At 64.6% G+C, this 24069-nt stretch carries 25 protein-coding genes and 1 other RNA gene; 14 read left to right on the top strand and 12 right to left on the bottom strand.

The window, feature by feature from the left end:
* Positions 1-63 precede the first annotated feature (63 nt).
* Both AC0L3S_RS11045 and AC0L3S_RS11050 read left to right on the top strand, forming a co-directional pair.
* Positions 64-1437 (top strand): HD-GYP domain-containing protein, encoded by a 1374-nt coding sequence (locus AC0L3S_RS11045; RefSeq protein WP_473279065.1) that lies wholly within the window; start codon positions 64-66, stop codon positions 1435-1437.
* 118 nt (positions 1438-1555) lie between these two features.
* Positions 1556-2011 carry a hypothetical protein gene (locus AC0L3S_RS11050; protein WP_473279066.1) on the top strand — a complete coding sequence of 152 codons (456 nt, stop codon included), beginning with the start codon at positions 1556-1558 and terminating at the stop codon, positions 2009-2011.
* A 75-nt stretch (positions 2012-2086) separates the two neighbouring features.
* Here the strand turns inward: AC0L3S_RS11050 and AC0L3S_RS11055 are convergent, their stop codons facing one another.
* From AC0L3S_RS11055 to AC0L3S_RS11070, 4 genes are all read right to left on the bottom strand, one after another.
* Positions 2087-2512 (bottom strand): hypothetical protein, encoded by a 426-nt coding sequence (locus tag AC0L3S_RS11055; RefSeq protein WP_063995279.1) that lies wholly within the window; start codon positions 2510-2512, stop codon positions 2087-2089.
* A gap of 16 nt (positions 2513-2528) precedes the next feature.
* Positions 2529-2882, bottom strand: a complete 354-nt coding sequence (locus AC0L3S_RS11060; RefSeq protein WP_007600942.1) for a hypothetical protein — start codon at positions 2880-2882, stop codon at positions 2529-2531.
* A gap of 60 nt (positions 2883-2942) precedes the next feature.
* Entirely contained in the window at positions 2943-3479 is a 537-nt protein-coding gene (locus AC0L3S_RS11065) for a hypothetical protein (RefSeq protein ID WP_473279067.1), read from the bottom strand.
* Positions 3480-3667: 188 nt separating this feature from the next.
* Positions 3668-4273 carry a TetR/AcrR family transcriptional regulator gene (locus AC0L3S_RS11070; protein WP_473279068.1) on the bottom strand — a complete coding sequence of 202 codons (606 nt, stop codon included), beginning with the start codon at positions 4271-4273 and terminating at the stop codon, positions 3668-3670.
* 129 nt (positions 4274-4402) lie between these two features.
* Between AC0L3S_RS11070 and AC0L3S_RS11075 the strand changes: the two genes are divergently transcribed.
* The 4 genes from AC0L3S_RS11075 to AC0L3S_RS11090 all read left to right on the top strand — a co-directional run bounded on the left by AC0L3S_RS11075 (position 4403) and on the right by AC0L3S_RS11090 (position 11210).
* Entirely contained in the window at positions 4403-5632 is a 1230-nt protein-coding gene (locus AC0L3S_RS11075) for a cytochrome P450 (RefSeq protein WP_473260595.1), read from the top strand.
* A 139-nt stretch (positions 5633-5771) separates the two neighbouring features.
* On the top strand, positions 5772-9416 hold the full coding sequence (locus tag AC0L3S_RS11080; protein WP_473279070.1) for an AsmA family protein: 3645 nt from the start codon (positions 5772-5774) through the stop codon (positions 9414-9416).
* A gap of 365 nt (positions 9417-9781) precedes the next feature.
* Positions 9782-10900 (top strand): DUF2336 domain-containing protein, encoded by a 1119-nt coding sequence (locus AC0L3S_RS11085; protein WP_473279072.1) that lies wholly within the window; start codon positions 9782-9784, stop codon positions 10898-10900.
* Positions 10901-10958: 58 nt separating this feature from the next.
* Complete coding sequence (locus AC0L3S_RS11090) at positions 10959-11210, top strand: hypothetical protein (protein WP_473279073.1); 252 nt, start codon at positions 10959-10961, stop codon at positions 11208-11210.
* 206 nt (positions 11211-11416) lie between these two features.
* Here the strand turns inward: AC0L3S_RS11090 and AC0L3S_RS11095 are convergent, their stop codons facing one another.
* Entirely contained in the window at positions 11417-11914 is a 498-nt protein-coding gene (locus AC0L3S_RS11095) for a GNAT family N-acetyltransferase (protein WP_473279074.1), read from the bottom strand.
* A 161-nt stretch (positions 11915-12075) separates the two neighbouring features.
* Between AC0L3S_RS11095 and soxC the strand changes: the two genes are divergently transcribed.
* From soxC to AC0L3S_RS11120, 5 genes are all read left to right on the top strand, one after another.
* Entirely contained in the window at positions 12076-13347 is a 1272-nt protein-coding gene (gene soxC / locus AC0L3S_RS11100) for a sulfite dehydrogenase (RefSeq protein ID WP_473279076.1), read from the top strand.
* Positions 13334-13882 (top strand): c-type cytochrome, encoded by a 549-nt coding sequence (locus AC0L3S_RS11105; protein WP_473260574.1) that lies wholly within the window; start codon positions 13334-13336, stop codon positions 13880-13882. The genes soxC and AC0L3S_RS11105 overlap by 14 nt, the downstream gene beginning before the upstream one ends.
* A gap of 10 nt (positions 13883-13892) precedes the next feature.
* Entirely contained in the window at positions 13893-14363 is a 471-nt protein-coding gene (locus AC0L3S_RS11110; protein ID WP_473260572.1) for a DUF302 domain-containing protein, read from the top strand.
* Between the two features lie 45 nt (positions 14364-14408).
* Complete coding sequence (locus AC0L3S_RS11115) at positions 14409-14762, top strand: hypothetical protein (protein WP_473260570.1); 354 nt, start codon at positions 14409-14411, stop codon at positions 14760-14762.
* A 249-nt stretch (positions 14763-15011) separates the two neighbouring features.
* The gene (locus AC0L3S_RS11120) at positions 15012-16187 is read left to right on the top strand and encodes a GAF domain-containing sensor histidine kinase (RefSeq protein WP_473279077.1); all 1176 of its coding nucleotides are present in this window, start codon (positions 15012-15014) and stop codon (positions 16185-16187) included.
* A 225-nt stretch (positions 16188-16412) separates the two neighbouring features.
* Here the strand turns inward: AC0L3S_RS11120 and feoB are convergent, their stop codons facing one another.
* The 7 genes from feoB to ssrA all read right to left on the bottom strand — a co-directional run bounded on the left by feoB (position 16413) and on the right by ssrA (position 21981).
* Positions 16413-18284 carry a ferrous iron transporter B gene (gene feoB / locus AC0L3S_RS11125; RefSeq protein ID WP_473260566.1) on the bottom strand — a complete coding sequence of 624 codons (1872 nt, stop codon included), beginning with the start codon at positions 18282-18284 and terminating at the stop codon, positions 16413-16415.
* A gap of 20 nt (positions 18285-18304) precedes the next feature.
* Positions 18305-18580: a FeoA family protein gene (locus AC0L3S_RS11130; protein WP_473260564.1), complete on the bottom strand. Its 276-nt coding sequence runs from the start codon at positions 18578-18580 to the stop codon at positions 18305-18307.
* A gap of 140 nt (positions 18581-18720) precedes the next feature.
* On the bottom strand, positions 18721-18975 hold the full coding sequence (locus AC0L3S_RS11135; protein WP_007600962.1) for a ribbon-helix-helix domain-containing protein: 255 nt from the start codon (positions 18973-18975) through the stop codon (positions 18721-18723).
* Positions 18972-19160, bottom strand: coding sequence for a DUF4169 family protein (locus tag AC0L3S_RS11140; RefSeq protein ID WP_063995290.1), 189 nt, complete (start codon positions 19158-19160; stop codon positions 18972-18974). The genes AC0L3S_RS11135 and AC0L3S_RS11140 overlap by 4 nt, the downstream gene beginning before the upstream one ends.
* Positions 19161-19436: 276 nt before the next feature.
* The gene (gene fumC / locus AC0L3S_RS11145; protein WP_473279140.1) at positions 19437-20894 is read right to left on the bottom strand and encodes a class II fumarate hydratase; all 1458 of its coding nucleotides are present in this window, start codon (positions 20892-20894) and stop codon (positions 19437-19439) included.
* A gap of 87 nt (positions 20895-20981) precedes the next feature.
* Positions 20982-21500, bottom strand: a complete 519-nt coding sequence (locus AC0L3S_RS11150; protein WP_473260562.1) for an SspB family protein — start codon at positions 21498-21500, stop codon at positions 20982-20984.
* A 114-nt stretch (positions 21501-21614) separates the two neighbouring features.
* Positions 21615-21981: a transfer-messenger RNA gene (ssrA, locus tag AC0L3S_RS11155) on the bottom strand.
* An 84-nt stretch (positions 21982-22065) separates the two neighbouring features.
* Here ssrA and AC0L3S_RS11160 point away from each other — a divergent pair.
* The 3 genes from AC0L3S_RS11160 to AC0L3S_RS11170 all read left to right on the top strand — a co-directional run bounded on the left by AC0L3S_RS11160 (position 22066) and on the right by AC0L3S_RS11170 (position 24067).
* Entirely contained in the window at positions 22066-22683 is a 618-nt protein-coding gene (locus AC0L3S_RS11160; protein WP_473279078.1) for a chromate transporter, read from the top strand.
* Positions 22680-23210: a chromate transporter gene (locus AC0L3S_RS11165; protein WP_027519544.1), complete on the top strand. Its 531-nt coding sequence runs from the start codon at positions 22680-22682 to the stop codon at positions 23208-23210. Before AC0L3S_RS11160 ends, AC0L3S_RS11165 begins: the two co-directional genes overlap by 4 nt.
* Positions 23211-23305: 95 nt before the next feature.
* Positions 23306-24067 (top strand): tripartite tricarboxylate transporter TctB family protein, encoded by a 762-nt coding sequence (locus AC0L3S_RS11170; RefSeq protein WP_473279079.1) that lies wholly within the window; start codon positions 23306-23308, stop codon positions 24065-24067.
* Positions 24068-24069 lie beyond the last annotated feature (2 nt).

A 24069-nucleotide genomic window follows, 5' to 3' on the forward strand; every position in this document is an offset into this window, starting at 1 on the left:
TCGGCTGGTGATGTGATGTGATCCGCGTCTTCACAGGCCGAACCAGCCCCGGAGCCCCCGTCGATGGACCCCATCCTGCACGCCCCCAAGCCGCTCGATCGGATCACGCTTTCCGAACTGCTGGGTGCGCTGAGCCACGCACTCGATCTCTCCGAGGGGCAGCCGGCCGGACATTGCGTGCGATGCAGCCGCATCGGCGTCTTGATCGGCAGGGAGATCGGCCTCGACGAGGACGCGATAGTCGAACTTTACTACGCGCTGTTGCTGAAGGATCTCGGCTGCAGCAGCAACGCTGCGCGCATTTGCGAGCTGTATCTGACCGATGATCTCTCCTTCAAACAGGATTTCAAGCTCATTGACGGCAGCCTGCCGCAGGCGCTGCGTTTCGTGCTGGGCCATACCGGGCTGAAAGCCGGCCTGGCCGAACGGTTTCGCGCCATCGTCAACATCTTCCAGAACGGCGGCGAGATCGCGCGCGAGCTGATCGAGACGCGCTGCCATCGCGGCGCCGACATCGCCCGCAAAATGCGCTTCTCCGAGCCGGTCGCCGACGGCATCAAGAATCTCGACGAGCATTGGGATGGCGGCGGCAAGCCGCTCGGCCTTGCCCGAACGGCCATCCCGATTTATTCCCGCCTCGCATTGTTGGCTCAGGTGGTCGATGTGTTCTACATCGCGAACGGTCCCGAAGCCGCCCTTCGTGAGGCCCGGAATCGAGCCGGAACCTGGTTCGATCCAGACCTGGTCGCCGCTTTTGAGCGCATCGCGGCGCGGCCTGGATTCTGGGACATGCTCGGCACTGAAGATGGGCCCGAGACTGTGCCTCTGCTGCCGCAGCAGGCGAGCGTGCCGGTGGATGAGGACTATCCGGATGACATCGCGGCTGCCTTCGCCCAGGTGGTCGATTCCAAAAGTCCCTACACCAGCGGCCACAGCGAGCGCGTCACGCTCTTTACCGATATGATTGCGGAGCAGTTGGAGTTCACTGCCGAGCGGCGCCGCTGGCTCAAGCGGGCCGCGCTGTTGCATGACATTGGCAAGCTCGGCGTCAGCAACGCAATCCTCGACAAGCCGGGTAAGCTTGACGACCACGAATGGGAGATCATGCGCAAGCATTCCGCGCATTCGGAAGCGATCCTGTCGCGCATCGGCGCGTTTGGCGATCTCGCGCCGATCGCCGGGGCGCATCACGAGCGGCTGGACGGCAAAGGCTATCCCCGCGGGCTCGTGGGAGACCAGATCTGCCTGGACACCCGAATCATCACAACCGCGGATATCTTCGATGCGCTGACCGCGGACCGGCCGTATCGGGCTGCGATGCCGGTGACGAAAGCTCTTGCGATCATGTCGGAGATGATCGGCACCCAAATCGACGCGGACTGCTTTGCGGCTCTTCGCCGGGCTCTTGGACGTGTGGACGAGACGCTCGCGGCTTGACGAGGATCCGTCGTCATCCGGGCTTGCAACGTCCGGCGCAACGCGCGTTCATGCCGCGGAAAGGAACGTCCGGCGTTTCCCCACGTTGTCGGCCCACCAGCGCAAACCGGGCCATACGATGAAGAAGATCGCCACCATCCTTGTGATGCTCTCTGCCTTGCCGGCTGCCGCCGGTGCGGAGAGTTGGAGCGGCTATCGCATTCCCGAGACCGGGACCAGTGTCGACATCCCTTCGTCCATCTTCACCGAGCAAGCCGGTCGGCCCGACGGCTATGGCATGCAGTACCGGACCAGCGACGGCCGGGCGGATTTGACGGTGCAGGCCGTTCCAAGCGACGGCAGCTCACCGGCGGCTTTCCTGGCGCGCAAGAATCCGCCGTCCGGCATCACCTACAAGCGCATCACGCCGCGCTTCTTCGTGGTCTCCAGCACCCGGGGCGGCAAGATCTGGTACAACCGCTGCAACTTTGGCCGCCGCTACGTGCATTGCGTGCTGATCAACTATCCGGCCGCCGAAAAGCGGCAGTGGGATGCACTCGTGACCCGCGTCAGCCACACGCTGAGCGGCGGTTGATCCGTTCACTAAGAAAAACCTGCTCACAAAGAAAAACTGCCCGCAAATCGCGGGCAGCAGTCTCGTGAGGATGGTTCAGCGCAAATTGGTCGATGTCGTCGACATGGTCGGCTTGGAGCCCGGCACGTGCGACATGGTCTTGGTGGTGGACCCGACCTCCTCGCCCGCCTTCACTTTGGTGCGGGTGTGGGAGCGGCTGAACGTGCCACCCTCATGCGCCTGCGCGCGCGCATTGGAATTGAGCACCGGACCGTTGCCCTTGTTCATGCTGGTGCCGGACTGCGCCTTGCCGTTCGCAGACGCGGCGCTGCCGCCCGCTGCGATCGACGAGCCGGTCTGCCCGGAGCCCGACGTCGACGTGCCGCCGGTGCCGAGTGTGCTGGCCGAGGTGCCGCCGGCCGCAGCCGAGCCGCCGGTGCCACCAGTCATGCTGGTTTGCGCAGACAACGGCGAGGCGGCGAGCAGGAGTGCGACCGACGAGGTCGCGATCAACATTCTCATCTGTCAAATCCTTTTGCTATGGCGACGATGTCGAGATGGTGCAGCCGTTGACTGTGACGGTGCTCGCGCTGGTCGAACCCGGGCCGCCGGCCGTCGAGGACGAACTCGACACGTTGCCGCCACCGGCCTGGACGTGCACCGACGATCCGCCGGCCGAGCTCGAGCTCGACAGCGAGCCGCTCGATGAGGTCGAGCCGGTTGTGCCTGAACCCGATGAGCCCAGCGCGGTAATGCTGCCGTCGGGATGTTTTTCGACCGTGACACGGCAGGTCTCGCCGGACGCGGTCTTGCCGGTTTTCTGCATGGTCTCCCCCACGGCGGCGCTGCTCATCAAAGTCAAAACTGCGATCGCAACGATTGATCTGTTCATGCCAGTCCTCCTCAGGAAGGACGAAGGAGCGGCATTGCTGCCGCTCCGCCGGCCGGGATGTCAGTCCTTGTCCTTCTTCATCTCGTCCTTGTGGTGGCCTTTGCCCTTTTCCATGCCCATGTCGCTGGAATGTCCGGCGGAGGAGCCGGCCGCTCCCACGGTCGAGCCGCTCTTGCCGCCGCCGGCCGACGAGCCGCCGGTGCCGAGCGTCGATGCCGAGTTGGAGCCGGAGCCGGCCGCAGAGCCGCCCGTGCCGACGCTGGACGAGCTCTTGCCGCCACCCGCCGACGAACCGCCGGTGCCGAGCGTCGAGGCCGAGCCTGAGCCGCTGCCGGAGCCCGCGGCGGAGCCGCCGGTGCCGATCGACGAACTGCTGGTGCCGTCACCGGCCGACGAACCGCCGGTGCCAAGCGTCGAGGCCGAGCCCGATCCGCTGCCCGAACCCGCCGATGAACCGCCGGTGCCGACGGTCGAGTTGCTGGTGCCGCCGCCGGCTGACGAGCCGCCCGTGCCGACCGTCGAGCTCGACTGCGCCATCGCGAGCGCCGTACCGGCCAGCAGCGCAGCTGCGGCCGCACTCAATTTCAGAATCCTCATCGTTGTCTCCTCCAATGATCAAATTGCCAAAACAGGCTCGGGATAAAGTGGTAAGCCGCACAAACGTTCCTTGGATGGGTACGACGAAGTGGAAAATGCGCGCGCGTGATCCTGGCCAGGTTCCAGCTGCGAAGCGCAGCGAACCAATGTCGAGCGGGAACAGCGAAGTTCTGAAAAAAGCGCTAGTCCTACGACAATCCCGTCCTGCGCCGCAGATCCGTGATCGCGCGCAGAAAGCTATCGGCCGGCGTCGTCTCCGGATCGATCAGGCGGTGCAGGCGAAAGCCGTCTTCCAGCGCCAGCACGACGGAGGCCATCCATGGCGGATTGAGCGTGTCGCTCTTCGCGTTGCTCTTCAGCGTGGCCTCGACGATGTCGGCGACCAGCTTGCGCCGCGCCCGCAGCCGCTTTGCAAGCTCCGGTCGGCGCTTCTCGGCGCGCGCGACAAACAGGATCATCTCCATGTGCAGCAGGGGCGAGCGGCCGAGCGGGTCCTGCTTCGTGCGATCCATCGCCTTCAGCGCTGCGATGAAGTCGTCGAGATTGTCGTGCTGCGCGAGGATGTCCATGTTGCGCCGGATCGACTGCGCGACATGGTCCTCGAGCATGGCGATGATCAGTTCGTCCTTGCTCTTGAAGTTGGAATAGAACGCGCCCCGGCTGAATCCGGCCGCCGCCGCGATCGCCTCGATGCTGGCGCCGCCGATGCCGTCCTCCTCGAACACGCGCGCAGCCGCCTCAAACAGCCTGTCGCGCGTGTCGTCCCTGGTCGGCCTGGTTCTCACCCTTGACATCGGAGCAGGTTAGGGCAGAATGCAACTCGATACAACAATGTATCGAGTTGATAATTCAGGGATGGTTACGCTGCGCAACGGGGGCCGCCCGGCGTATGCGATTCATGCGGCAACCGACATGAGGTCACCATGAACGAGCATGTGCAAGGCACCGGCGGTCCGCTGTTCAATCCGCTGTCGCCGGACTTCATCCGCGATCCCTATCCGCATTATGACCGGCTCCGCGCGATCTATCCGATTCACGTGACGCCGTTCGGCCAGTTCGTCACGAGCCGCCATGCCGATGTCAGCCTCGTGATGCGCGACAAGCGCTTCGGCAAGGATTTCGTCGGCCGTTCCAAGCGCCGCTATAGCGAAAAGATCATGGAGGAGCCGGTCTTCCGCAGCATGAGCCACTGGATGCTGCAGGCCGATCCGCCCGACCACACCCGCCTGCGCGGCCTCGTCGTGAAGGCCTTCACCGCCCGCCGCGTCGAGGACATGCGGCCGCGCATCCAGCAGATCGTCGACCAGACCATCGATGCCGTGACCGACCGCGGCCACATGGACCTGATCGAGGATTTCGCCTTCCGCCTGCCTGTCACCATCATCTGCGACATGCTCGGCATTCCCGAGGACCATCGCGAGACTTTCTATAACAGCTCGCGCGATGGCGGACGGCTGCTGGACCCCGTGCCGCTCTCGCAGGAGGAGATCGCCAAGGGCAACGCCGGCAACATGATGGCGCAGATGTATTTCCAGCAGCTGTTCGAGCTGCGTCGCAAAAATCCCGGCGACGATCTCATCACCCACCTCGTGCAGGCCGAGGAAGACGGCAACAAGCTCAGCAACGAGGAACTGACCGCCAACATCATCCTGTTGTTCGGCGCCGGCCACGAGACCACGGTCAATCTGATCGGCAACGGCCTGCTGGCGCTGCATCGCAATCCGGACCAGCTCGCGCTGTTGAAGGCGCAGCCGGAGCTGATGGTGGGCGCGATCGAGGAGTTTCTGCGCTACGATTCCTCGGTGCAGATGACCGGGCGGGTCGCGCTGGAGGATATCGACGATCTCGGCGGCGCCAAGATCCCCAAGGGCGAGACCGTGCTCTGCCTGCTGGGGTCGGCCAACCGCGACCCCGCGGTCTATCCTGACCGCCCCGACCGGCTCGACGTCACCCGCCAGAACGTGAGGCCGCTGTCGTTCGGTGGCGGCATCCATTTCTGCCTGGGGGCCCAATTGGCCCGGCTCGAGGCCGAGATCGCCATCGCCACGCTGTTGCGGCGGCTGCCCGATCTGCGCATCGACGACCTCGAAAACCCGGAATGGCGGCCGACCTTCGTGCTGCGCGGCCTGAAGCGGCTACCTGCGAGCTGGTGATAGCTGCCCGCGTTAACCTCCGCGCGCAACAGTCGCTGTGACTTCGCCACACTTCCCCCTATATAAGGGGCTGTTCCGGTACGTCTGAGGCCCTGCGGCTCAGGCAAGGCCCGCATCCGGTTTGGCCGAGGGGAGACCCGTGCAGACGACGCTGCTCGGATTGGCGATTGCCTTTATCTTAGCGCTGCTGGCCGCTCTGATCGGACCTTACTTCGTCGACTGGAACCAGTTCAGGCCCCAGTTCGAAGCAGAGGCCGGCAGGATCATCGGCGTGCCGGTGCGGGTGGCGGGCGAGCTCGACGCGCGGCTGTTGCCGGCGCCGACGCTGCGGCTGCGCGGGGTCACCTTCGGCGGCAACAACGATCTCGGCCGCCTGCGCGCCGACAAGCTCGACGTCGAGTTCAGCCTGAGCTCGCTGATGCGCGGCGAATGGCGCGCCACCGAGCTTTCGGTCAACGGCATGGCGGTCGATCTCGGGCTCGATGCGCGCGGGCGGGTCGATTTGCCCTCCACCGCGAGCGGCAGCTTCAATCTGGCATCGCTGACGATCGAGCGGCTGAACCTCACCGGCCGCATCGCCCTGCATGATGCCGCCAGCCGTTCGACGCTGGAGCTCAACGACATCGCCTTCTCCGGCGACGTGCGCTCGCTGGCCGGATCGGTGCGCGGCGATGGCAGTTTTGGCCTCAGCGGCGTGCGCTATCCGTTCCGCGTCTCCTCCGGCCCGAGCGCCGACGGCAACGCCACGCGCCTCCATCTCAACATCGATCCCGGCGAGCGCGCCGTCCTGGCCGATCTCGAAGGCGTGCTCGCCTTCGACAACCGCCTGCCGAAATTCGACGGCGCGCTGACGCTCGCGGTGCCCGCGCCGAAGAAGCCGGGCGAGGCAGGGCCGATGCCCTGGAAGCTCACCACCAAACTCAATGCCGATCCGGCCGGCGCCAAGTTCGAGCAGGTCGATGCCAGCTTCGGGCCCGAAGACTCCGCGCTGAAGCTCGGCGGCGTCGGCGATATCAGGTTCGGGACTTCGCCGCTGCTGCGTGCGGTGCTGTCGGCGCGCCAGGTCGATGCCGACAAGCTGACGGCCAAGAACGATGCAGAGCCGCAGCGCATCCTTCCGGCGCTCCGCGCAGGGCTAGCCGCAATCCCGCAGGCGCCGATCCCGGCACAGATCGAGTTCAACTCCGACCAGATCATGCTCGGCGGCCGGCCGCTCCAGAACATCACGGCCGAGCTTGCAACCGACGGACGATCCTGGACCTTCCAGCGGCTCGAGCTGCGCGCGCCAGGCCAGACGCAGCTCTCGCTCAACGGCGCGACGCCAGGCGCCGACAGTTTCAGCGGCCGTCTCAGCGTCGATTCCTCCGATCCCGATACGCTAGTGGCATGGCTCCAGGGCCGCAGCGAGGTCAACCGCCGCAGCACGCGGCCGCTGCGCCTTGCCGGCGACGTGACCATCGCCGCCAACCATTTCGCCATCGACAGGCTGAAGGCCGAGATCGAGGGCGGCGCGGTCGAAGGCCGCATCGCATTCGTCCAGACCGGCGCGAGCAAAGGCTCGCGGATCGACGCGGAGCTCAAGGCCGACCGCCTCGACCTCGATGCCGCCGCGAGTTTTGTGCGCGCGCTTTCGGGGCCGCAGGGCGAATGGCCGGAGGAAGCGAAGCTGTCGCTCGATATCGGCCGCGCGATCTCGGCAGGCCAAGAGCTGCGGCCGTTCACCGCAAAACTCGGCTACGGCCCGGCATCGCTCTCGCTGGAGCAGTTGCGGTTCGGCCAGGCCAGCGGCGTGACCACGGAAGCGAGCGGCAGCTTCGACCGCGCCAAGGCCATTGGCAAGCTCGCGCTGAAATCCTCCGCCAACTCGCTGCGCGATCTCACCGCACTGCTCGAGCCGTTTGCGCCGTCGGTGCGCGCGCGCTTCGACGCCATCCCGTCGCTGCCAGGTGCGACCCGCCTCAAGCTCGACCTCAGCCTCGACAAGAACACCGAGCACGCCGATCGCAACGACGCGCGCGCGGTGGTCGAGCTCGACGCGCCGCAGCTCAAGGCGACCGCGACGCTGGCCGCGCAGACGCCGGTGGCCGCCGTCAGCGGCATCGATATCGAGCGCTTGCGCAACAGCGACTTCACGCTGGATTCGAAAGTCTCGACACCACAGGGAAGTGCGCTGCTGGCGTTGCTCGGGCTCGATCGCGTGGTGGCCGCAGGCGAGGGCGCTTCGCAGTTCGAAGGCCGCTTGAGCGGCGCGTGGCGCCATCAGTTGCAATTGAATGCAAAACTTAGCGGCGGCGGGCTGGACGCGGACGCACAAGGCAACGTCGAATTGTCGGAGCCGAAAGGCAGCGTGAATTTGCGCGTGCGCAACGCCAATCTGGCCCCGCTGTTCGGGACCAGCCCCGCCGATAAATCGGTGCAGAGCGTCAATCTGTCCTCGCGCGTCGGCCTCTCCGGCAACCGCCTGACCTTCAACGATCTCGACAGCACCTTGGCCGGCTCGCATCTGCGCGGTCATCTGGCGGTGACGCTCGATCAGGAGAAGACCGTCGACGGCGAAGTCGGCCTCGATTCGCTCGACCTCGTGCCGGCGCTCGCGATGGCCATCGGCGCGGCCGGACACGATGCCAATGCGCCGCTGAGTGCCGGCCTTCTCGGCGGCTGGCGCGGCCGCGTCGCCTTCCAGGCGTTGCACGGCACGTTGCCCGGCGGCATCGAGCTGCGCCCCTTCGGCGGTACGGTCCGGAGCGACGGGCAGTCGCTCGCGCTCGACGCGCTGAAGGGCGGCGTCGGCGGCGGCGAGATGTCGGCAAGCCTCGATGCGCGCAATGGCGCCAATGGTCTGACGTTGAACGCGCGTATCGAGCTCGGCAATGTCGACGCGGCGGCGCTGCGCTATCGCGACCTCGCGCTGCCGAAGGGGCGCGCCTCGGCGCAGATGGCGCTGACCAGCCAGGGGCGCAGCGTCGCGGCGCTCACCGGTGCGCTCGCCGGCAACGGCACGGTGACGCTCGAATCCGCCGAAATCTCCGGCCTCAATCCGCGCGCCTTCGAGATCGCCATCCGCGCCAGCGACGGCGGCCAGGTTTCCGACGACAACCGGCTGCGGCAGCTGGTCGAGCCCGCGCTGTCGGCGGGCCCGATTGCAGTGGCCTCGGCGCAGATCCCGTTCACGATCCGCGACGGGCGCCTGCGCGTCGGCGCAACGTCGCTAGAGGCGAAGAACGCGCGCGCCATCGTCTCCGGCGGCTACGACATCCCCGCCGACCAGGCCGACATCCGCGCCAGCCTGACGCCGATCATGACCGGGCTCTCTGGCGCGCCGCCGGAAATCCAGCTGTTCGCGGCCGGTCCCCCCGACAGGCTCAACCGCACGGTCGATGTCGGTCCGCTGTCCTCGTGGCTTGCGGTGCGCACGATCGACCGCGAGACGCGCCGACTGGACGCCATCGAGCGCGGCGAGCCGCCGCCGGCGACCGCCGCGCTGCCGACACTGGTGTCGCCCGAACCCGCGCCGGAGCCGTCATTGCCGGATGTGCCGATGCCCGGCCGCGATCCGCGCCGTGCGCCGCCGCCGAAGACCAAGGCCGATATCAGGGTCGCGCCGACACCCAAGGCGCCGCAGGCCGCTCCCGCAGCGCCAAGCCCTCCACTGACAAGCCCGCCGCTCGCCAGCACGCAGATCGCGCCGTTGCCCCCGCCGATCGACGTCAGGCCGGCCCCGGGCCCGCCCCCCGCAAAGCCCAAGCCAAAGCCGCCGCTGGTCCTGACGCCACAGAATCCGTAGGCGATAGTCCGTCATGCCCGGGCTTGTCCCGCCTGCGCGGCCGAAGCCGCTTCGGCGAGGCGAAGGCCCGGGCATCCACGTTCTTCGTCCTAAGCGGTGAGACGTGGATGGCCGGGACAAGCCCGGCCATGACGCCGTAGAGGCATCAGTGCCCCAAGCCTTTTCAGCAAGCGGGAGAGGGGGCGCAGCTTGCTCGTGACGTGCCGGTAAACCCATTCCCTCGCTTTTTAACGAATTTTGCTCGGCAAAACTGATCTGCCGACTTTACCGGATTCTCGCGTTTGTTCCCTAGTCTCTGTTCCCAGAGGAACTCGGCGTCCTGCCGGCACAAGCAGGATGGCTAGCCAAGAACTGGGGTCATCGGGATGAACGGCGCGACAACACTTCTGCAGGATCTGGACGACGCGATCGCACGCGGCACCGACGAAAGCCGGAACAAGGCGTTGTGGCACGCGACCGACATTCTGATCACCGGCCGCTACAGCGACGACGAGATCAGCACGTTCGGCGAAGTCATCGGCCGGCTCGCCGACGAGATCGAGGTTGCTGCGCGGGTGCAGCTCTCCGAGGTGATGGCAGCCTGCGATCACGCTCCGCTCAATGTCATTGCGCAACTCGCGACCGCCGACGAGATCGAGGTCGCCGGTCCCGTGCTTCGCGACTCCAATCGTCTCGACGAGAAGCTGCTGGTCGAGAGCGCCATGACCAAGAGCCAGTCGCATCTGCTCGCGATCGCCCAGCGCAAGTCGATCGGCGAGGCCGTCACCGACGTGCTGGTCAAGCGCGGCGACCAGGAGGTCGTGACGTCGGTTGCCAAAAACGAGGGCGCGCGCTTCTCCGGCTCGGGCCTGCTCCACATGGTTCGCCGTGCCGAGGGTGACTCGATTCTTGCCGAGCAGCTTGGCCTGCGCAAGGATGTGCCGCGCCACATCTTCCAGCAACTGATCTCGAAGGCGTCGGAAGACGTCCGCCGCCGGCTCGAGCACGAGCGCCCGGAAATGATGGCGCAGATCCAGAGCTCGGTCAGCGACGTCACCGGCGACCTGCACTCCAAGTTCGGCCCGTCCTCGCGCAGCTATTTCGTGGCCAAGCGCGTGGTGACGACGCAGTACCGGCAGGGCAACCTCAACCAGGAATCGATCTCGAACTATGCGCGCCAGCACCGCTTCGACGAGGTGCAGATCGGCCTGTCGCTTCTGTCGTCGCTGCCGGTCGACGTGATCGAGCGTGCGATGATGGACCGCAATCGCGAGATGATCCTGGTGCTGTGCAAGGCGCTCGATTTCTCCTGGGACACCACCATGTCGCTGCTGTTCCTCGGCGCCAAGGATCATCTGATCACGGCGCGCGAGCTCCACGACAACGAGCGCGATTTCGGCAAGCTCAAGATCGAGACCTCGCGTAGCGTCTTGAAGTTCTACCAGTCGCGCAAGACCGGCTCCGATCCCGTCACGGGTCGTCAGCCCGAGCTGCAGGTGCACTGAGCGGTACACCGAACAGGTACACCGAGCATCATCCGGGAATTGGCAGGGAGTATTTGCAATGTTGCCTCAATTCGGCACCGCCGTTCGCAAGAATCCGAACAAGAACCTCAACAAGGCCGCAGCCGGCGAGATCGGCGGCGGAGCAGCGGACCAGGCCTCGGTCGATGCCGCCTGGCTGGTGCTCGAAGCCGCCAACGACCTCGGTGACCACGCCGCGATCGAAGCCTGCCGCCGCGTCATCGACGCCGAGCTGAACGGCACGGCGGCCGGCAGCGCGGATGTCGATCTGGTGTTGGGGTATTTCAGGTAGGGCACCTGAGGCGTCCGCTCTATCCGCGTTACGTGGCTGTTTCCACATCGTCATTGCGAGCGCAGCGAAGCAATCCAGAATCTTCCCGCGGCGGCGGTCTGGATTGCTTCGCTGCGCTCGCAATGACGGAGAGCATGGCACCGCCGTCGCTCCTTCGATGGCACATCACTGCGCCGACAGCGACCCATCCTGCGAACTTGCGTCTCTCACCGCCGGATTCGGTAGATCACGACGTCTTCGCCGTGACGGAATGTGCTTCGCTCGAAGAGATAGTTGGCCTTCTCCAGCACGCGGCGCGATGCGCCATTGTCGACATAGACCAGGCCGATCAGAGACGGCAGCTGGTGGTGTACCAGTCCGATATCGGTCAGCGCGGTCGCGGTTTCGCTTGCAAGGCCACGGCCCCAGAATTCGCGCTTGAACGCGTAGGCAATCTCGATCTCGTCGATATCGTCCACCAGGATGTGCCGGATGCCCGCTCGCCCGGCGAATGCCCCGTCTTTCGTTCGCAGCACCCACAACCCGAAGCCATGCTGGTCCCAATGCGCCATATTGGTGTCGAGGTAGGTCTTCGTCCTCTCCGCCGAACGGACGCCGCCGAGATAGCGCGACACTTCCGCATCGAGATGCAATGCGACGAGGTCGGCGAGGTGATCTTCACGAAGCCTCTCGGCAGTCAGGTTCTCGGTGCTGAAATGATCCATGGACCCGGATAGCCGCTTTCGGAGCAGGGCAAGATGACGCGCCTTCGCGCCCCTCATGATTTCTAACAGATCCTAACGGGCAATTTCGGCGGCATCCGGTCAATGTCCCCATGGAAAAGCGGTGGAGTTTCCAAATCAGCACGAAAGTCGACGGAGATTGCATGACCTCCAAATCGGAAATCGAATCACTGCAACGGCCCGCGAGCGTCTCGCGCCGTGGTTTTGTGGGAGGCCTGTCGGCGGGCGTCCTGGGGGCGGTCGCGACCGAAGCGGCGGCCGCGGAAACGCTGGCCGAAATCCCCGATCGCGGGCCCGGTGCCGATCTCGGCGCCTACAGCGAACGGTCGCGCTTCGTCAAGATCGATCGCATTCCCGAAGCAGGACCAGGCAAGCGCAACGTCGACCCCGGTGATGCCATCAACTCCAAGACGCCGCATCAGAAGCTGGTGGGCAACATCACGCCGACCGATCTGCATTACGAGCGCAGCCATTCCGGGGTGCCGGACATCGATCCCGCGCAGCACCGTCTGCTCATCCATGGCCTGGTTCAGAAGCCGCTGGTGTTCAGCGTCGACGATCTCAAGCGGATGCCGTCGGTCACGCGCGTGGTCTTCATCGAATGCACCGGAAACGGCTGGGAAAACTGGAAGAAGGCGGACCCTGATCTGACGGTGCAGAACACGCACGGCCTCGTCAGCACCAATGAGTGGACCGGCGTTCCGCTGAAGTTCCTCATGGGTCTCGCGGGCAAGGAGAAGAACTCGAACTGGATGCTCGCCGAGGGAGGCGACGGCGCCGGCGTCGACCGCAGCATCCCGCTGACCGACGAAATCGTGAACGAGGCCTTTGTGGCCTACGGTCAGAACGGCGAACCGCTGCGCCCCGCGCACGGCTTTCCAGTGCGGTTGGTGATGCCGGGCTTCGAGGGTAACCTCAACATCAAATGGCTGCGCCGTCTCAAATTCGGCACTGAGCCCTGGATGACCCGCTGGGAAACGGCACGCTACACGCAGCTGCTTGCCAGCGGCAAGGCCCGCCAGTTCCAGCTGAGGATGGAAACCAACTCCGTCATCACGCAGCCCTCCGGCACGATGCAGATCCAGCCCGGCTACAACATAATCTCCGGTCTCGCCTGGAGCGGCCATGGCAAGATCGCCAAGGTCGAGATATCGACTGACGGCGCGAAAACCTGGAATCAGGCGCAGCTGAATCAGCCGGTGCTGTCGAAGGCCCAGGTTCGATTTCAGATAGATTGGGTCTGGGACGGCAAGCCGACACGGATCGTGAGCCGCGCGACCGACGAGCAAGGCAATGTTCAGCCGGACCGGCAGTCCTTCATCGCCGCGATGGGGAGCAATGCGCTGTTCCACTACAACGCCCAGCAGACCTGGAGCATCGACGAGGCCGGGAGGGTCCGCAATGTCCTCGCATGACAATCGGCTTGTCGCAGCGGCTCTCACGCTCGGCCTGCTCGCGGCGCCCGCATTTGCATTCGATTTCGGCCGTCCCGCGACTCCGGAGGAGATCAAGCTATGGGACATCGACGTCGCACCCGATGGCAAGGATCTGCCTGTCGGCAGCGGCACGGTTGCGCAGGGTAAGCAGGTCTTCGCCGACAATTGCGCGGCCTGTCATGGCGACAACGGCGAGGGCGGGATCAAGGATCGTCTGGCCGGTGGACAGGGCACACTCGCCTCCAGCGCGCCCGTCAAGACCGTCGGCAGCTTCTGGCCGTATGCGACGACCTTGTACGACTACATTCACCGCGCGATGCCATATCCCACACCGGGTTCGCTCAGCACCGACGACACCTATGCCGTCACCGCCTACATCCTGAGTCTGAATGGCATCGTTCCCCCCGACGGCAAGGTTGATAAGGACAGCTTGCCGAAGATCAAGATGCCCAACCGCGACGGCTTCATTCCGGACCCGGAATTCGACCCGGCAAAACTATTCCGCAAGAAATGAGCGTGTGATCATGAGGGTTTCGGCGCTGGTCAAGATCCTCGCTTTGGTTGCTGCGACATGTTTATGGGAGACCCAAGCAATGGCCGTCGATGGACTGATCACGATCAGGAGCAGTTTCGGGCCTGAAGAGACGATGATGCGGCTGGAGGCCGAGGTGACGGCCAAGGGCCTCACAATATTCGCCCATGTCGATCATGCCGCGGGTGCCGCCGCTGCCGGCCTGCCGTTGCGCCCGACCAATCTCATCATCTTCGGGAACGCCAGGGGTGGTACGCCATTGATGCAGCAGTCGCAGACCAGCGGCATCGATCTGCCGCTGAAGGCGCTGATCTGGCAGGACGAGCAAGGCGCGACCTGGTTGTCGTACAATGATCCGGCGTATCTCGCCGGGCGTCACGGCATCGGCGAGCCGGCCAAGGCTGCAATTGTCGCTATGACGGCGGCCCTGCACGCGATCGCGACCAAGGTCACCGCCCGCTAGCGCAATGGGACGGCCGCGCGACGCGTGCGCCATGAGGAGAGATCCATGAACAGCACAGACGGGCAACCGGAATCACCCGCTCCCGGAGACGGCAAGATCGCCAGATGGCTGGTCATAGCGGTGTTATGCGCCTTCCTCGTCGGTGCCGGCGCGCTCGGCTATCTCGGCTGGTTCAGCACGACGACGGAGGTGCCAGCATCGGGTTATGTCGCACTGGTGCTCGGTGTCGTGTTTTCGCTGGTCGTCGGCATCGGCTTGATGGCGCTGGTGTTCTACAGCAGCCGCAAGGGTTACGACGAACCGGCGGTGCTGATCCAGGAGCCGGAGAGCGATTCGAACGAAGAGGACGTCAGCTCGGGCTCCAGTACATCGACCGAGCGCACCGAGCGGGTACGCTGAGCCGGATAGCTCGATTTGAATTCCGGGATGATGCTAAGTGCACTTGCTGGTGCTCATCTCGGAAGCCTCTCGGCGCTTAGCCTCCCAGTACTGAATTGTTCCATTGGAACAGATAGCCGCTTCAATGGTGGAGCGTCGGGTGACATTGACGCGGAATAACTTGGCTGGCAGTGCTTTTCACCGTGGCAAGGACGCGCTTTAGTTGGGGTGACGGTCTTCCCCGGGCGAATGTTCCGAAGCGGAGTGGCAATGGATTTCGAGCGCGACATAGCCAAGGTCAGCGGAATCGCTGCGGTCTCGACCATCCTGGACGTGGTCAGCCGGACCACCGGCATGGGGTTTACCGCCGTTGCCCGCGTCACCGAGGACAGGTGGATCACCTGTGCCTCGCGTGACGAACTTGCGTTCGGGCTGAAGCCCGGTGACGAGCTCAAGGTCGAGACCACGATCTGCCATGAGATCCGGCAAAGCCGCGAGGCGGTCGTCATCGAGAATGTCAGCGAAGACGCCGCGTACTGCACGCATCACACGCCTGCGCAATATGGCCTCCAAAGCTACATCTCCGTGCCGATCATTCTTCCCGATGGTTCATTCTTCGGAACTCTTTGCGCGATCGATCCGAAGCCGCGCAAGCTTCGGACCCCCGAGATCATCGGCATGTTCAAGCTTTTTGCGGAGCTGATCGCGTCTCATCTCGACGCGGCCGAGCGCGTCGAACTGATCGAGAACAGGCTCGCGCTGGAACAACGCAATGCCGAACTGCGTGAGCAGTTCATCGCCGTGCTCGGTCACGACCTGAGAAACCCTCTCGCCTCGATCCAGGGCGGCCTGCGGCTTCTGAACAAGAAGGTCGATGACGAGGGGAAGAACTGGATCAACCTCCTGCAGGGAAGCGTGGCCCGGATGGCGGGCCTGATCGACAATGTCATGGACTTCGCCCGTGCGCGGCTCGGCGCCGGGATGCAGCTCAAGCTGAAAGAACAGCCACTCGAGCCTGTCATCAAGCAGATTGTCGCGGAGTTCGAGAACGTGCATCCGGATCGCGTCATCGAAACGGTCGTCAACGTTCCGGGACCTATGAAAATCGACGCCGACCGCATAGGTCAGATGCTGTCCAATCTTCTCGGCAACGCGATCTCCTATGGCGCCGCCGACAAGCCGATCAGGGTGCTGGCGCAGGCGATCGGCGCTGGCTTTGATCTCAGCGTTGCCAACAAGGGCGCGCCAATTCCGGCTGATGCGATCCCGCGCCTTTTCACGGCGTTCGATCGCGGCGACGTTCTGCCGAACCAGAAAGGGCTTGGGCTCGGACTGTACATCGCCCAGGAGATCGCGCGCGCCCATGGCGGGTTGATCGTCGCTTCGTCGATGCGGGATGAAACGGTGTTCACTGCGTCGTTCCCGGCAACACAGGCCAGCGGCTGAGAAGGCGTGCCAAGCTCCGGTATCTTGCCATCACCGAGCGTCTCGCCAATTCTCTGACAATACCATCATGCGCCTGTTTTGCCCGACGGCGCAACCGGCCTTGTGTGCCGCGTTGGTCCTGGCCAGCTACGCTCAGCTGATTTTAGCACACGCGTAAGCCATTGATTTCACAACCCCCGTCTACTGTGCATGGGGTTGTTTTAGCGCTTTTAGTTTCGAGAGAGGCTACCCCGCCCCGAACGCGACCGCGACATTGTAGGTCAGAAGGCTCGCGGCATAGGCCAGCACCAGCATGTAGAAGAAGGTGACGGCCATCCAGGTCCAGCTTCCGGTCTCGCGCCGGATCACGGCGAGCGTGGATGCGCATTGCGGGGCGAAGATGTACCAGGCGAGCATCGACAGCGCAGTCGCGAGCGACCATTTCGTCGCCAGCACCTGGCCGATCTGCTCGGCCGCTTCCTTGCCGCCTTCGATCGCATAGACGGTGCCGAGCGCTGCGACCGCGACCTCGCGCGCCGCCATGCCCGGGATCAGCGCGACCGCGATCTGCCAGTTGAAGCCGACCGGCGCCAGCAGCGGCTCGAGCGCCTTGCCGATGATCGCGGCCAGGCTGAAGTCGATCGCCGGTTCGGTGGCGCCCGCGGGCGGCTGCGGGAACGAGGCCAAGAACCAGATCAGCACCATCATCGAGAAGATCGTGGTGCCGGCGCGGTGCAGGAACATCTTGGCCCGCGTATAGACGCCGATCGCGATCGATTTCAGCCGCGGCATCTTGTAGTCCGGAAGCTCCAGCATGAAAGGCGCCGGCGCATAGTCGCGCAGCATGAAGAACTTGATCAGGAACGAGACGGCAAGCGCGCTGATGATGCCGGCTGCGTAGAGGCCGAACATCACGAGGCCCTGGAGGTTGATGAAGCCCCAGACCTCTTTGGCCGGAATGAAGGCGGAGATGATCAGCGTGTAGACGGGAATGCGCGCCGAGCAGGTCATCAGCGGCGCGATCAGGATCGTGGTCAACCGGTCGCGCTTGTTGTCGATCACGCGCGTCGCCATGATGCCGGGGATGGCGCAGGCAAAGCTCGACAGCAGCGGAATGAAGGCGCGGCCGTGCAGGCCGGCACCGCCCATGATGCGGTCCATCAGGAACGCGGCGCGCGCCATGTAGCCGAAATCTTCCAGCAGCAGGATGAACAGGAAGATGATGATGATCTGCGGCAGGAACACGATGACGCTGCCGACGCCTGATATCACGCCGTTCTGAAGGAAGCTCTGCAGCAGGCCTGCCGGCAGGGTGGCGTGCACGAACTCGCCGAGGGAGTCGAAGCCGGAGTTGAGCAGCTCCATCAGCGGCTGCGCCCAGGCGAACACCGCCTGGAACATCACGAACAGGATAGCCGCGAGCACGATCAGCCCGCCGACGGGATGCAGCACGATCGCGTCGATCCGCGCGGTCCAGGTGTCGGGCCGGCTGGGCAGGCTGACGCAATCGGCGATGATGCGGTCGGCTTCGCGCTGGGTGGCGCGCAGATCGGCCACGCTGAGCGCCCGCCAATTGTTTTCCCCCGGCTCGGCCGCGAGCTTTGCCGAAATCTCGTCGGTCAGCGACAGCAGGTCGGCCGTGCCGCCCTTGCGCACCGCGATCGAGGTGACCACGGGCACGCCGAGCTCCTTGGCCAGCCGCGCGACGTCGACAGTGATGCCGCGGCGAGTCGCGATATCGAACATGTTGAGCACGAGGATCATCGGCCGGCCGGTGCGCTTGAGCTCGAGCAGCAGGCGGATGGTCAGGCGTAGATTGGTGGAATCGGCCACGCACAGCACGAGGTCGGGCAGGGTCTCGCCGGAAGCCTTGCCGAGCACGAAGTCGCGGGTGATCTCCTCGTCCGGGCTGCGCCCGCGCAGCGAATAGGTGCCGGGCAGGTCGACCACGGAGACCTGGCGCCCCAAAGGCGTGACGAAGAAGCCTTCCTTGCGCTCGACGGTGACGCCTGGATAGTTCGCGACCTTCTGCCGGCTGCCGGTCAGTGCATTGAACAGCGAGGTCTTGCCGCTGTTTGGCGTGCCCACCAGGGCGAGATGAAGTAGGGGCAATTCCATGGAGTTGGGGTCCGGTCGCCTCAGGCGACGATGATGGCCATGGCTTCGCGACGGCGGACCGCGATGGTGATGCTGTCGACCCGCACGGCGATGGGGTCGCGCCCGACCAGCCCCTCGTGCAGGACCTCGACCCGTGCGCCCTCGACGAAGCCGAGCTCGATCAGCCGGCTCTCGAGCTCGATGTCCGAGAGCGCCGAGCCTGCGTCCTTGGGGGAAAGGTGCTGGATGACGCCGGTATAGCCGCGCTGGGCCAGGCCCAGCGGCATCTGCGGACGCGTATCATGGGTGTCGGTCATGCCCTGTATTTTCAACGCAGGGCATCGAGGTCAAGCGCGCTCGGTCGCTGAAACTGCACCTTAGAGTGATTTTAAAGTACCAGCTTCGTGACGGAGGTGATTGGCGCCAAGATCGGGCGCCAAGCTCGGCACCAAGACGGCTACTGGGCCGGGACCTTTTCCGCCTGGATGGCGGCCATGGCGCGGCTCTTGAAGTAGTCGAGCACGAACAGGCGGATCGCCGAGGACAGGTTGCCCTGCTGGCGGTTGCCGTCGATCTCGCCGACCAGCTCGGACAGCGTCATGTTGCGCAGGCCCGAGATCTCCTTCATGCCGTTCCAGAACGCCTCTTCCAGGCTGACGCTGGTCTTGTGACCGGCGACGACGATCGACCGTTTCACGACGGGCGACTTCATGGCTGCTCCTCGCGATCGATCTGGTGCTGGTCCAGGTGCGCCTTCGCCTGGTCCGCGCGCGTCTCCTCCGCCGACCGCTCCGCCTTCGTGCGGCCGAACTTCGTTCGGTTGGCGTCCGCCTGCTTCGCCGTGGCTTCCCGCTCGGCGCGCTTCCGGAAACGATTCAGGTTGATGACGTTCGCCATGTCGCGTCTCCATCATCCGATCCTCCGTGGGCAGGATGAAACATTCAGAAACTGTGCGCCGCACTGCGCCCAATGAGACTTGATCGCCATTCGCTTGTCCTCGTCAATCGACCCTTGGGCCATCAAACGATGAATTCCGCCCCGTGGGGGCGGAGGGGCTGCATAACACGCAATCCCGCCGCGACATTGACGGTAATCAAATCCCGTCCTTTAAGCCCTACATTTAATGGAGCCAGGGGCTCCGTATCATTACGGATGGCTATCGGAATTCGGAATTTATCCCGGGCTTGTCATTTTCTCGGGGCGCACCAGGCGGTCGAACTCCTCCGCCGAGACGAAGCCGAGCCGCAGCGCCTCTTCCTTCAGGGTGGTGCCGTTGGCATGCGCCGTCTTGGCCACCTTGGCCGCGTTGTCGTAGCCGATCTTGGGAGCGAGCGCCGTCACCAGCATCAGCGAACGCTGCATCAGCTCCCTGATGCGCTTCTCGTCGGCGCGGATGCCGCTGACGCAATGCTCGGTGAAGGAGCGCGCGGCGTCCGCCATCAGCCGGATCGAGTGCAGCATGTTGTAGGCCAGCACGGGCTTGTAGACGTTGAGCTCAAAATGGCCCTGGCTGCCGGCGACCGTGATCGCGGTGTGATTGCCGAACACCTGGCAGCACACCATCGTCATCGCCTCGCACTGCGTCGGATTGACCTTGCCGGGCATGATGGAGGAGCCCGGCTCGTTCTCCGGCAGCATCAGTTCGCCGAGGCCCGACCGCGGACCCGATCCGAGCAGGCGGATGTCGTTGGCGATCTTGAACAGGCCTGTCGCGACCGAATTGATGGCGCCGTGCGCCAGCACATAGGCGTCGTTCGACGCCAGTGCCTCGAATTTGTTGGCCGCGCTGGTGAAGGGCAGCTTCGTAATCCCGGCAACGTGCTTTGCGAACAGTTTTGCAAAGCGCGGCTTCGAATTGAGGCCGGTGCCGACGGCGGTGCCGCCCTGCGCCAGCGGATAGAGCTCCTTCACCGCGACCTTGAGCCGGGCGATTCCGCTTTCGACCTGCGCGGCATAGCCGGAAAATTCCTGGCCGAGCGTCAGCGGCGTTGCGTCCTGGGTGTGGGTGCGGCCGATCTTGACGATCTTTGCGAACTCCTTCTCCTTCTTGCGCAGGGCACGCAGCAATTCCCCGAGGGCAGGGACGAGATCGGCGGTGATGCGGCTTGCCGCCGCGATGTGCATCGCGGTCGGGAACGAGTCGTTCGACGACTGGCTCATGTTGACGTGATCGTTGGGATGCACCGGCTTCTTGGCACCGAGCTCGCCGCCCAGGAGCTCATTGGCGCGGTTGGCGATGACCTCGTTGAGATTCATGTTGCTCTGGGTGCCCGAGCCGGTCTGCCACACCACCAGCGGGAAATGATCGTCCAGCTTGCCCTCGATCACCTCGCGCGCGGCGCGGATGATGGCATTGGCGCGGCGCTGGTCGAGCAGGCCGAGCTCCTGGTTGGTCTGCGCCGCGGCGAGCTTGACGATGCCGAGCGCATGCACGAGCGAGATCGGCATGCGATCGATGCCGATGCGAAAATTCTGCCGCGAGCGTTCGGTCTGCGCGCCCCAATAACGGTCGGCGGGGACCTCGATGGGGCCGAAGCTGTCGGTCTCGGTGCGGGTCGCCGGGCGCGAGGAGCCGTCGGTCTTCGAGCGGGAAATCTTCGAGCGGGAAGTTTTGGCCATGAGCACATCCATTCCGCCGCGCGAAATGCCACGCGGCCTCTTCATGTGCCTCTATATAGGGAGTTTGGCCGCCTGCGACGGGCGCCAGTCCGATCTAGATCATTTCTTGCGGAAACGATCCAATCGCACGACTTCGGCGCCGCCCTGGTTCGGAGCCGCCGGTTCTTCGGCGCCTTCTGCGGGCTCAGTGGCAGGCGTCGGCACCGCGACCGCGGACGGGGCGGGAGCGGCCGGCAATGTCTCGGCCGAGACGTCGGCGACATCGGAGGTCTCGAACTGGAGACCGAATTTGACGGACGGATCGAGGAAGCTCTTGATGGCGCTGAACGGCACAATCAGCCGCTCCGGAATGCCGCCGAAGGACAGGCCGACCTCGAAGCGGTCTTCGAGCACGGTCAGATCCCAGAACTGGTGCTGCAGGATGATCGTCATCTCTTCCGGATATTGGGCCAGCAGCCGCGACGACAGCTTCACGCCCTCGGCCTTCGACACGAAGGTGATGAAGAAATGATGCTCGCCGGGCAGTCCTTGGGACGCGGCGTCGGTCAGCACCTTGCGCAACACGCCGCGCAGCGCGTCGCGGGCCAGCACATCGTATCGGATATGATCGGTCGCCATGGTGGTCCTGTTGCATTCCAGGAGCTGGGCCCTGCCGGCCCGACTCGCCAAGCTGCAATAGTACCGCGCCTGACGGGTCAACAGGAGTCCCCGCGGGGTAGGAAATAAGAGGTAAGTGGAGGCTTCTGTTGCCAGGTGCCTCCGAACCCCGCCTAACGGAGCTTAACCCGTTAGGACTTCAGAATGGTCTTTCAAACTGCGTTACGCAGCCTGAGCAACCGGAGCAAAGTTGTCGTTGGCAACTATTGCATAGCCCGATAACGGCGGAACAATACCGGGAAAAAGAACGCCCTTTACGCCCTCGTCGATCCTATTTCGCCCCCGCCAAAGCCCGCTTTCAGGGCTAGCCCGCTGGTGGGCTTTGGTGGAGGCGCCGGGTACCGCCCCCGGGTCCGAATGGTTTATTGCGACGACCGTTTATTTCCATAGCCGGCGAACCGGCACTCCCAATATAGGGGGCAAAGGTTTCAAATAACAGGTGTTTCGAGCGACCATTCCGAGGTTCGCTTGGGATAGGTTCCCGGCAGGCTTGGCCGCGCGCCGGCCGGCGTTCTAAGCTCCTGACATGTCCGAGGATTCCGCACCGGCTGCCCAACAACCAGTTCAAGAGCCGGACCGGCCAGCCACTCGCGCCGTTCCGCCCGGGCTGCTGGCGCTGTTTCTGGCCTTCGCGCGGATGTCGCTGGCGGGCTTCGGAGGGGTTTTGGTATTCGCCCGGCAGGCCATCGTCGAACAGCACCGCTGGATGACGGCGGACGAGTTCAACGAGACGTTTGCGCTCTGCCATTTCCTGCCCGGGCCGAACATCGTCAATCTGTCGATGGTGTTCGGCGCGCGGCTGCGCGGGATCGCCGGCGGCATTGCCGCCTTTGCGGGGCTGTTGCTGCCGCCCACGCTGATCATGACGGTGCTCGCGATCATCTATGCCCGGTTCGGCGATGTGGAGGTGCTGCGCCGCATCCTCACGGGCATCTCCTGTTCGGCCGTCGGTCTCTTGATCGCGGTGGTCTTCCGGATGATGACGCCGCTGCTCAAGCGGCTGGACGCCGTCGCGCTCATCCTGATGCTGGGCGTCTTCCTCGCCATTGGCGTCTTTCGCCTGCCGCTCCAGGCCGTGCTTTTGGTTGCGATCCCCGCCAGCGTCGGCGCCATTTTCCTGATGCGGCGGAAGGTAGCAGCATGAACGCGGAGAACCCGATCTGGGCGCTGATCTCGACCTTCGGTCTGATGTCGCTGTTCGCGGTCGGCGGTGCCGCGGCGGCGGTGCCCGAGATGCACCGCATCGCGGTCGACGTGCATCACTGGATGACCGACAAGCAGTTTGCCGACGCCTATGCGATCGCGCAGCTCTCACCAGGTCCGAACGTGCTTATCGTCACGTTAATCGGCTATGCCGTCGCCGGCATCCCCGGCGCCCTGGCGGCGACCTTGGCCATGTGCCTGCCCACCGCGCTGCTTGCCTATTATGTCAGCCGGCTCCTCAACCGGCCGAGCCAATCGCGCTGGCCCGGGCTGATCCAGGCTGCACTGGTTCCGCTCTCGATCGGCCTGATGGCGGCGAGCGCCCTGATCCTCGCCGAGTCGACCGATCGCACGCTTGCTGCGCTGCTTCTGACCGCGACGGTTGCAGTGGTCGCATCCGTCTCGCGCATCAATCCACTATGGATTTTGCTGGTCGGGGGCTTGTTGGGTTTTGCTGGCATTGTGTAATGAAAATGGCTAGGCAAGGATCCGGGCGGGGGCATCGATTTCCAGCCGATTAGAACAACAGTGCTCGTGGCTTACGGGTCGCGGAGGAGACATGCATGGCCGATACGATGGGCCACTCGGCGACAGCCAACCGAAACACCTCGGTGGTGATCAGCTTTTGTCTGCTGGCCATAGCGCCGCAGATTTTCGAGTTCATCTGGTCGTTCGGGACGATCTTTGGCTGGGGCGCGGGACGCGGCCCGGCCGCCGTGGTGATCAGCCACGCTACGGCGCTGCTCGCGGGCGCGCCCGGCGCGTTGCTCGGGGCGGCAGGCGGTGACACGAAGAAGGCGTCATCCGATGTGCTGCTGGCGCTGATCTATTCCTATCCGATCTTTGCGGTGGCGATTCTCACATTCTTCATGACGATCAGGTCGGCGCAGGACTATGTCGGCGGGATCGTGCTGATGGCGCTCGCCTTGTTCGCACTGTGGGCCTCCAGCGATTTGCAGGGGATGCGCGGCTTCTCCTTTGGTGCCGGCACGGCGCCGCGGATGTTTGGTGGGCTGCTCGTCGCACTGGGCGCCGGCATCGCGTTGACGGGACTGCTGACCGACGGGCCGGGCATGGCGCACTATGCCTGGCGCGGGCCGCTCTTCGTGATGGTCTCGATCGTGTTCTTCGCACTGGCGATTCGTCCCCTTGGGGTGGTGGTTACGGCATTCACGAGCTTCCTGATCGCGGCGATGGGCACGCATGAGACGCGCTGGGTCGAAGCGATCATCGTCGGCGCCTGCCTGACGCTCGGCTGCGCGCTGCTCTTCCCCTACGTGCTCGGGCTGCCGATGCCGATGTTCCCGCGCTTCCTGGTTCAGTGAGG

The sequence above is a fragment of the Bradyrhizobium sp. Ken01 genome (genome assembly GCF_055807355.1).

What these genes read in the sequence shown, in the direction of transcription:
- AC0L3S_RS11045 (WP_473279065.1), top strand. Translation starts at nt 64, where the DNA reads ATGGACCCCATCCTGCACGCCCCCAAGCCGCTCGATCGGATCACGCTT.
- AC0L3S_RS11050 (WP_473279066.1), top strand. Translation starts at nt 1,556, where the DNA reads ATGAAGAAGATCGCCACCATCCTTGTGATGCTCTCTGCCTTGCCGGCT.
- AC0L3S_RS11055 (WP_063995279.1), bottom strand. Translation starts at nt 2,512, where the DNA reads ATGAGAATGTTGATCGCGACCTCGTCGGTCGCACTCCTGCTCGCCGCC.
- AC0L3S_RS11060 (WP_007600942.1), bottom strand. Translation starts at nt 2,882, where the DNA reads ATGAACAGATCAATCGTTGCGATCGCAGTTTTGACTTTGATGAGCAGC.
- AC0L3S_RS11065 (WP_473279067.1), bottom strand. Translation starts at nt 3,479, where the DNA reads ATGAGGATTCTGAAATTGAGTGCGGCCGCAGCTGCGCTGCTGGCCGGT.
- AC0L3S_RS11070 (WP_473279068.1), bottom strand. Translation starts at nt 4,273, where the DNA reads ATGTCAAGGGTGAGAACCAGGCCGACCAGGGACGACACGCGCGACAGG.
- AC0L3S_RS11075 (WP_473260595.1), top strand. Translation starts at nt 4,403, where the DNA reads ATGAACGAGCATGTGCAAGGCACCGGCGGTCCGCTGTTCAATCCGCTG.
- AC0L3S_RS11085 (WP_473279072.1), top strand. Translation starts at nt 9,782, where the DNA reads ATGAACGGCGCGACAACACTTCTGCAGGATCTGGACGACGCGATCGCA.
- AC0L3S_RS11090 (WP_473279073.1), top strand. Translation starts at nt 10,959, where the DNA reads ATGTTGCCTCAATTCGGCACCGCCGTTCGCAAGAATCCGAACAAGAAC.
- AC0L3S_RS11095 (WP_473279074.1), bottom strand. Translation starts at nt 11,914, where the DNA reads ATGGATCATTTCAGCACCGAGAACCTGACTGCCGAGAGGCTTCGTGAA.
- soxC (WP_473279076.1), top strand. Translation starts at nt 12,076, where the DNA reads ATGACCTCCAAATCGGAAATCGAATCACTGCAACGGCCCGCGAGCGTC.
- AC0L3S_RS11105 (WP_473260574.1), top strand. Translation starts at nt 13,334, where the DNA reads ATGTCCTCGCATGACAATCGGCTTGTCGCAGCGGCTCTCACGCTCGGC.
- AC0L3S_RS11110 (WP_473260572.1), top strand. Translation starts at nt 13,893, where the DNA reads ATGAGGGTTTCGGCGCTGGTCAAGATCCTCGCTTTGGTTGCTGCGACA.
- AC0L3S_RS11115 (WP_473260570.1), top strand. Translation starts at nt 14,409, where the DNA reads ATGAACAGCACAGACGGGCAACCGGAATCACCCGCTCCCGGAGACGGC.
- AC0L3S_RS11120 (WP_473279077.1), top strand. Translation starts at nt 15,012, where the DNA reads ATGGATTTCGAGCGCGACATAGCCAAGGTCAGCGGAATCGCTGCGGTC.
- feoB (WP_473260566.1), bottom strand. Translation starts at nt 18,284, where the DNA reads ATGGAATTGCCCCTACTTCATCTCGCCCTGGTGGGCACGCCAAACAGC.
- AC0L3S_RS11130 (WP_473260564.1), bottom strand. Translation starts at nt 18,580, where the DNA reads ATGACCGACACCCATGATACGCGTCCGCAGATGCCGCTGGGCCTGGCC.
- AC0L3S_RS11135 (WP_007600962.1), bottom strand. Translation starts at nt 18,975, where the DNA reads ATGAAGTCGCCCGTCGTGAAACGGTCGATCGTCGTCGCCGGTCACAAG.
- AC0L3S_RS11140 (WP_063995290.1), bottom strand. Translation starts at nt 19,160, where the DNA reads ATGGCGAACGTCATCAACCTGAATCGTTTCCGGAAGCGCGCCGAGCGG.
- fumC (WP_473279140.1), bottom strand. Translation starts at nt 20,894, where the DNA reads ATGGATGTGCTCATGGCCAAAACTTCCCGCTCGAAGATTTCCCGCTCG.
- AC0L3S_RS11150 (WP_473260562.1), bottom strand. Translation starts at nt 21,500, where the DNA reads ATGGCGACCGATCATATCCGATACGATGTGCTGGCCCGCGACGCGCTG.
- AC0L3S_RS11160 (WP_473279078.1), top strand. Translation starts at nt 22,066, where the DNA reads ATGTCCGAGGATTCCGCACCGGCTGCCCAACAACCAGTTCAAGAGCCG.
- AC0L3S_RS11165 (WP_027519544.1), top strand. Translation starts at nt 22,680, where the DNA reads ATGAACGCGGAGAACCCGATCTGGGCGCTGATCTCGACCTTCGGTCTG.
- AC0L3S_RS11170 (WP_473279079.1), top strand. Translation starts at nt 23,306, where the DNA reads ATGGCCGATACGATGGGCCACTCGGCGACAGCCAACCGAAACACCTCG.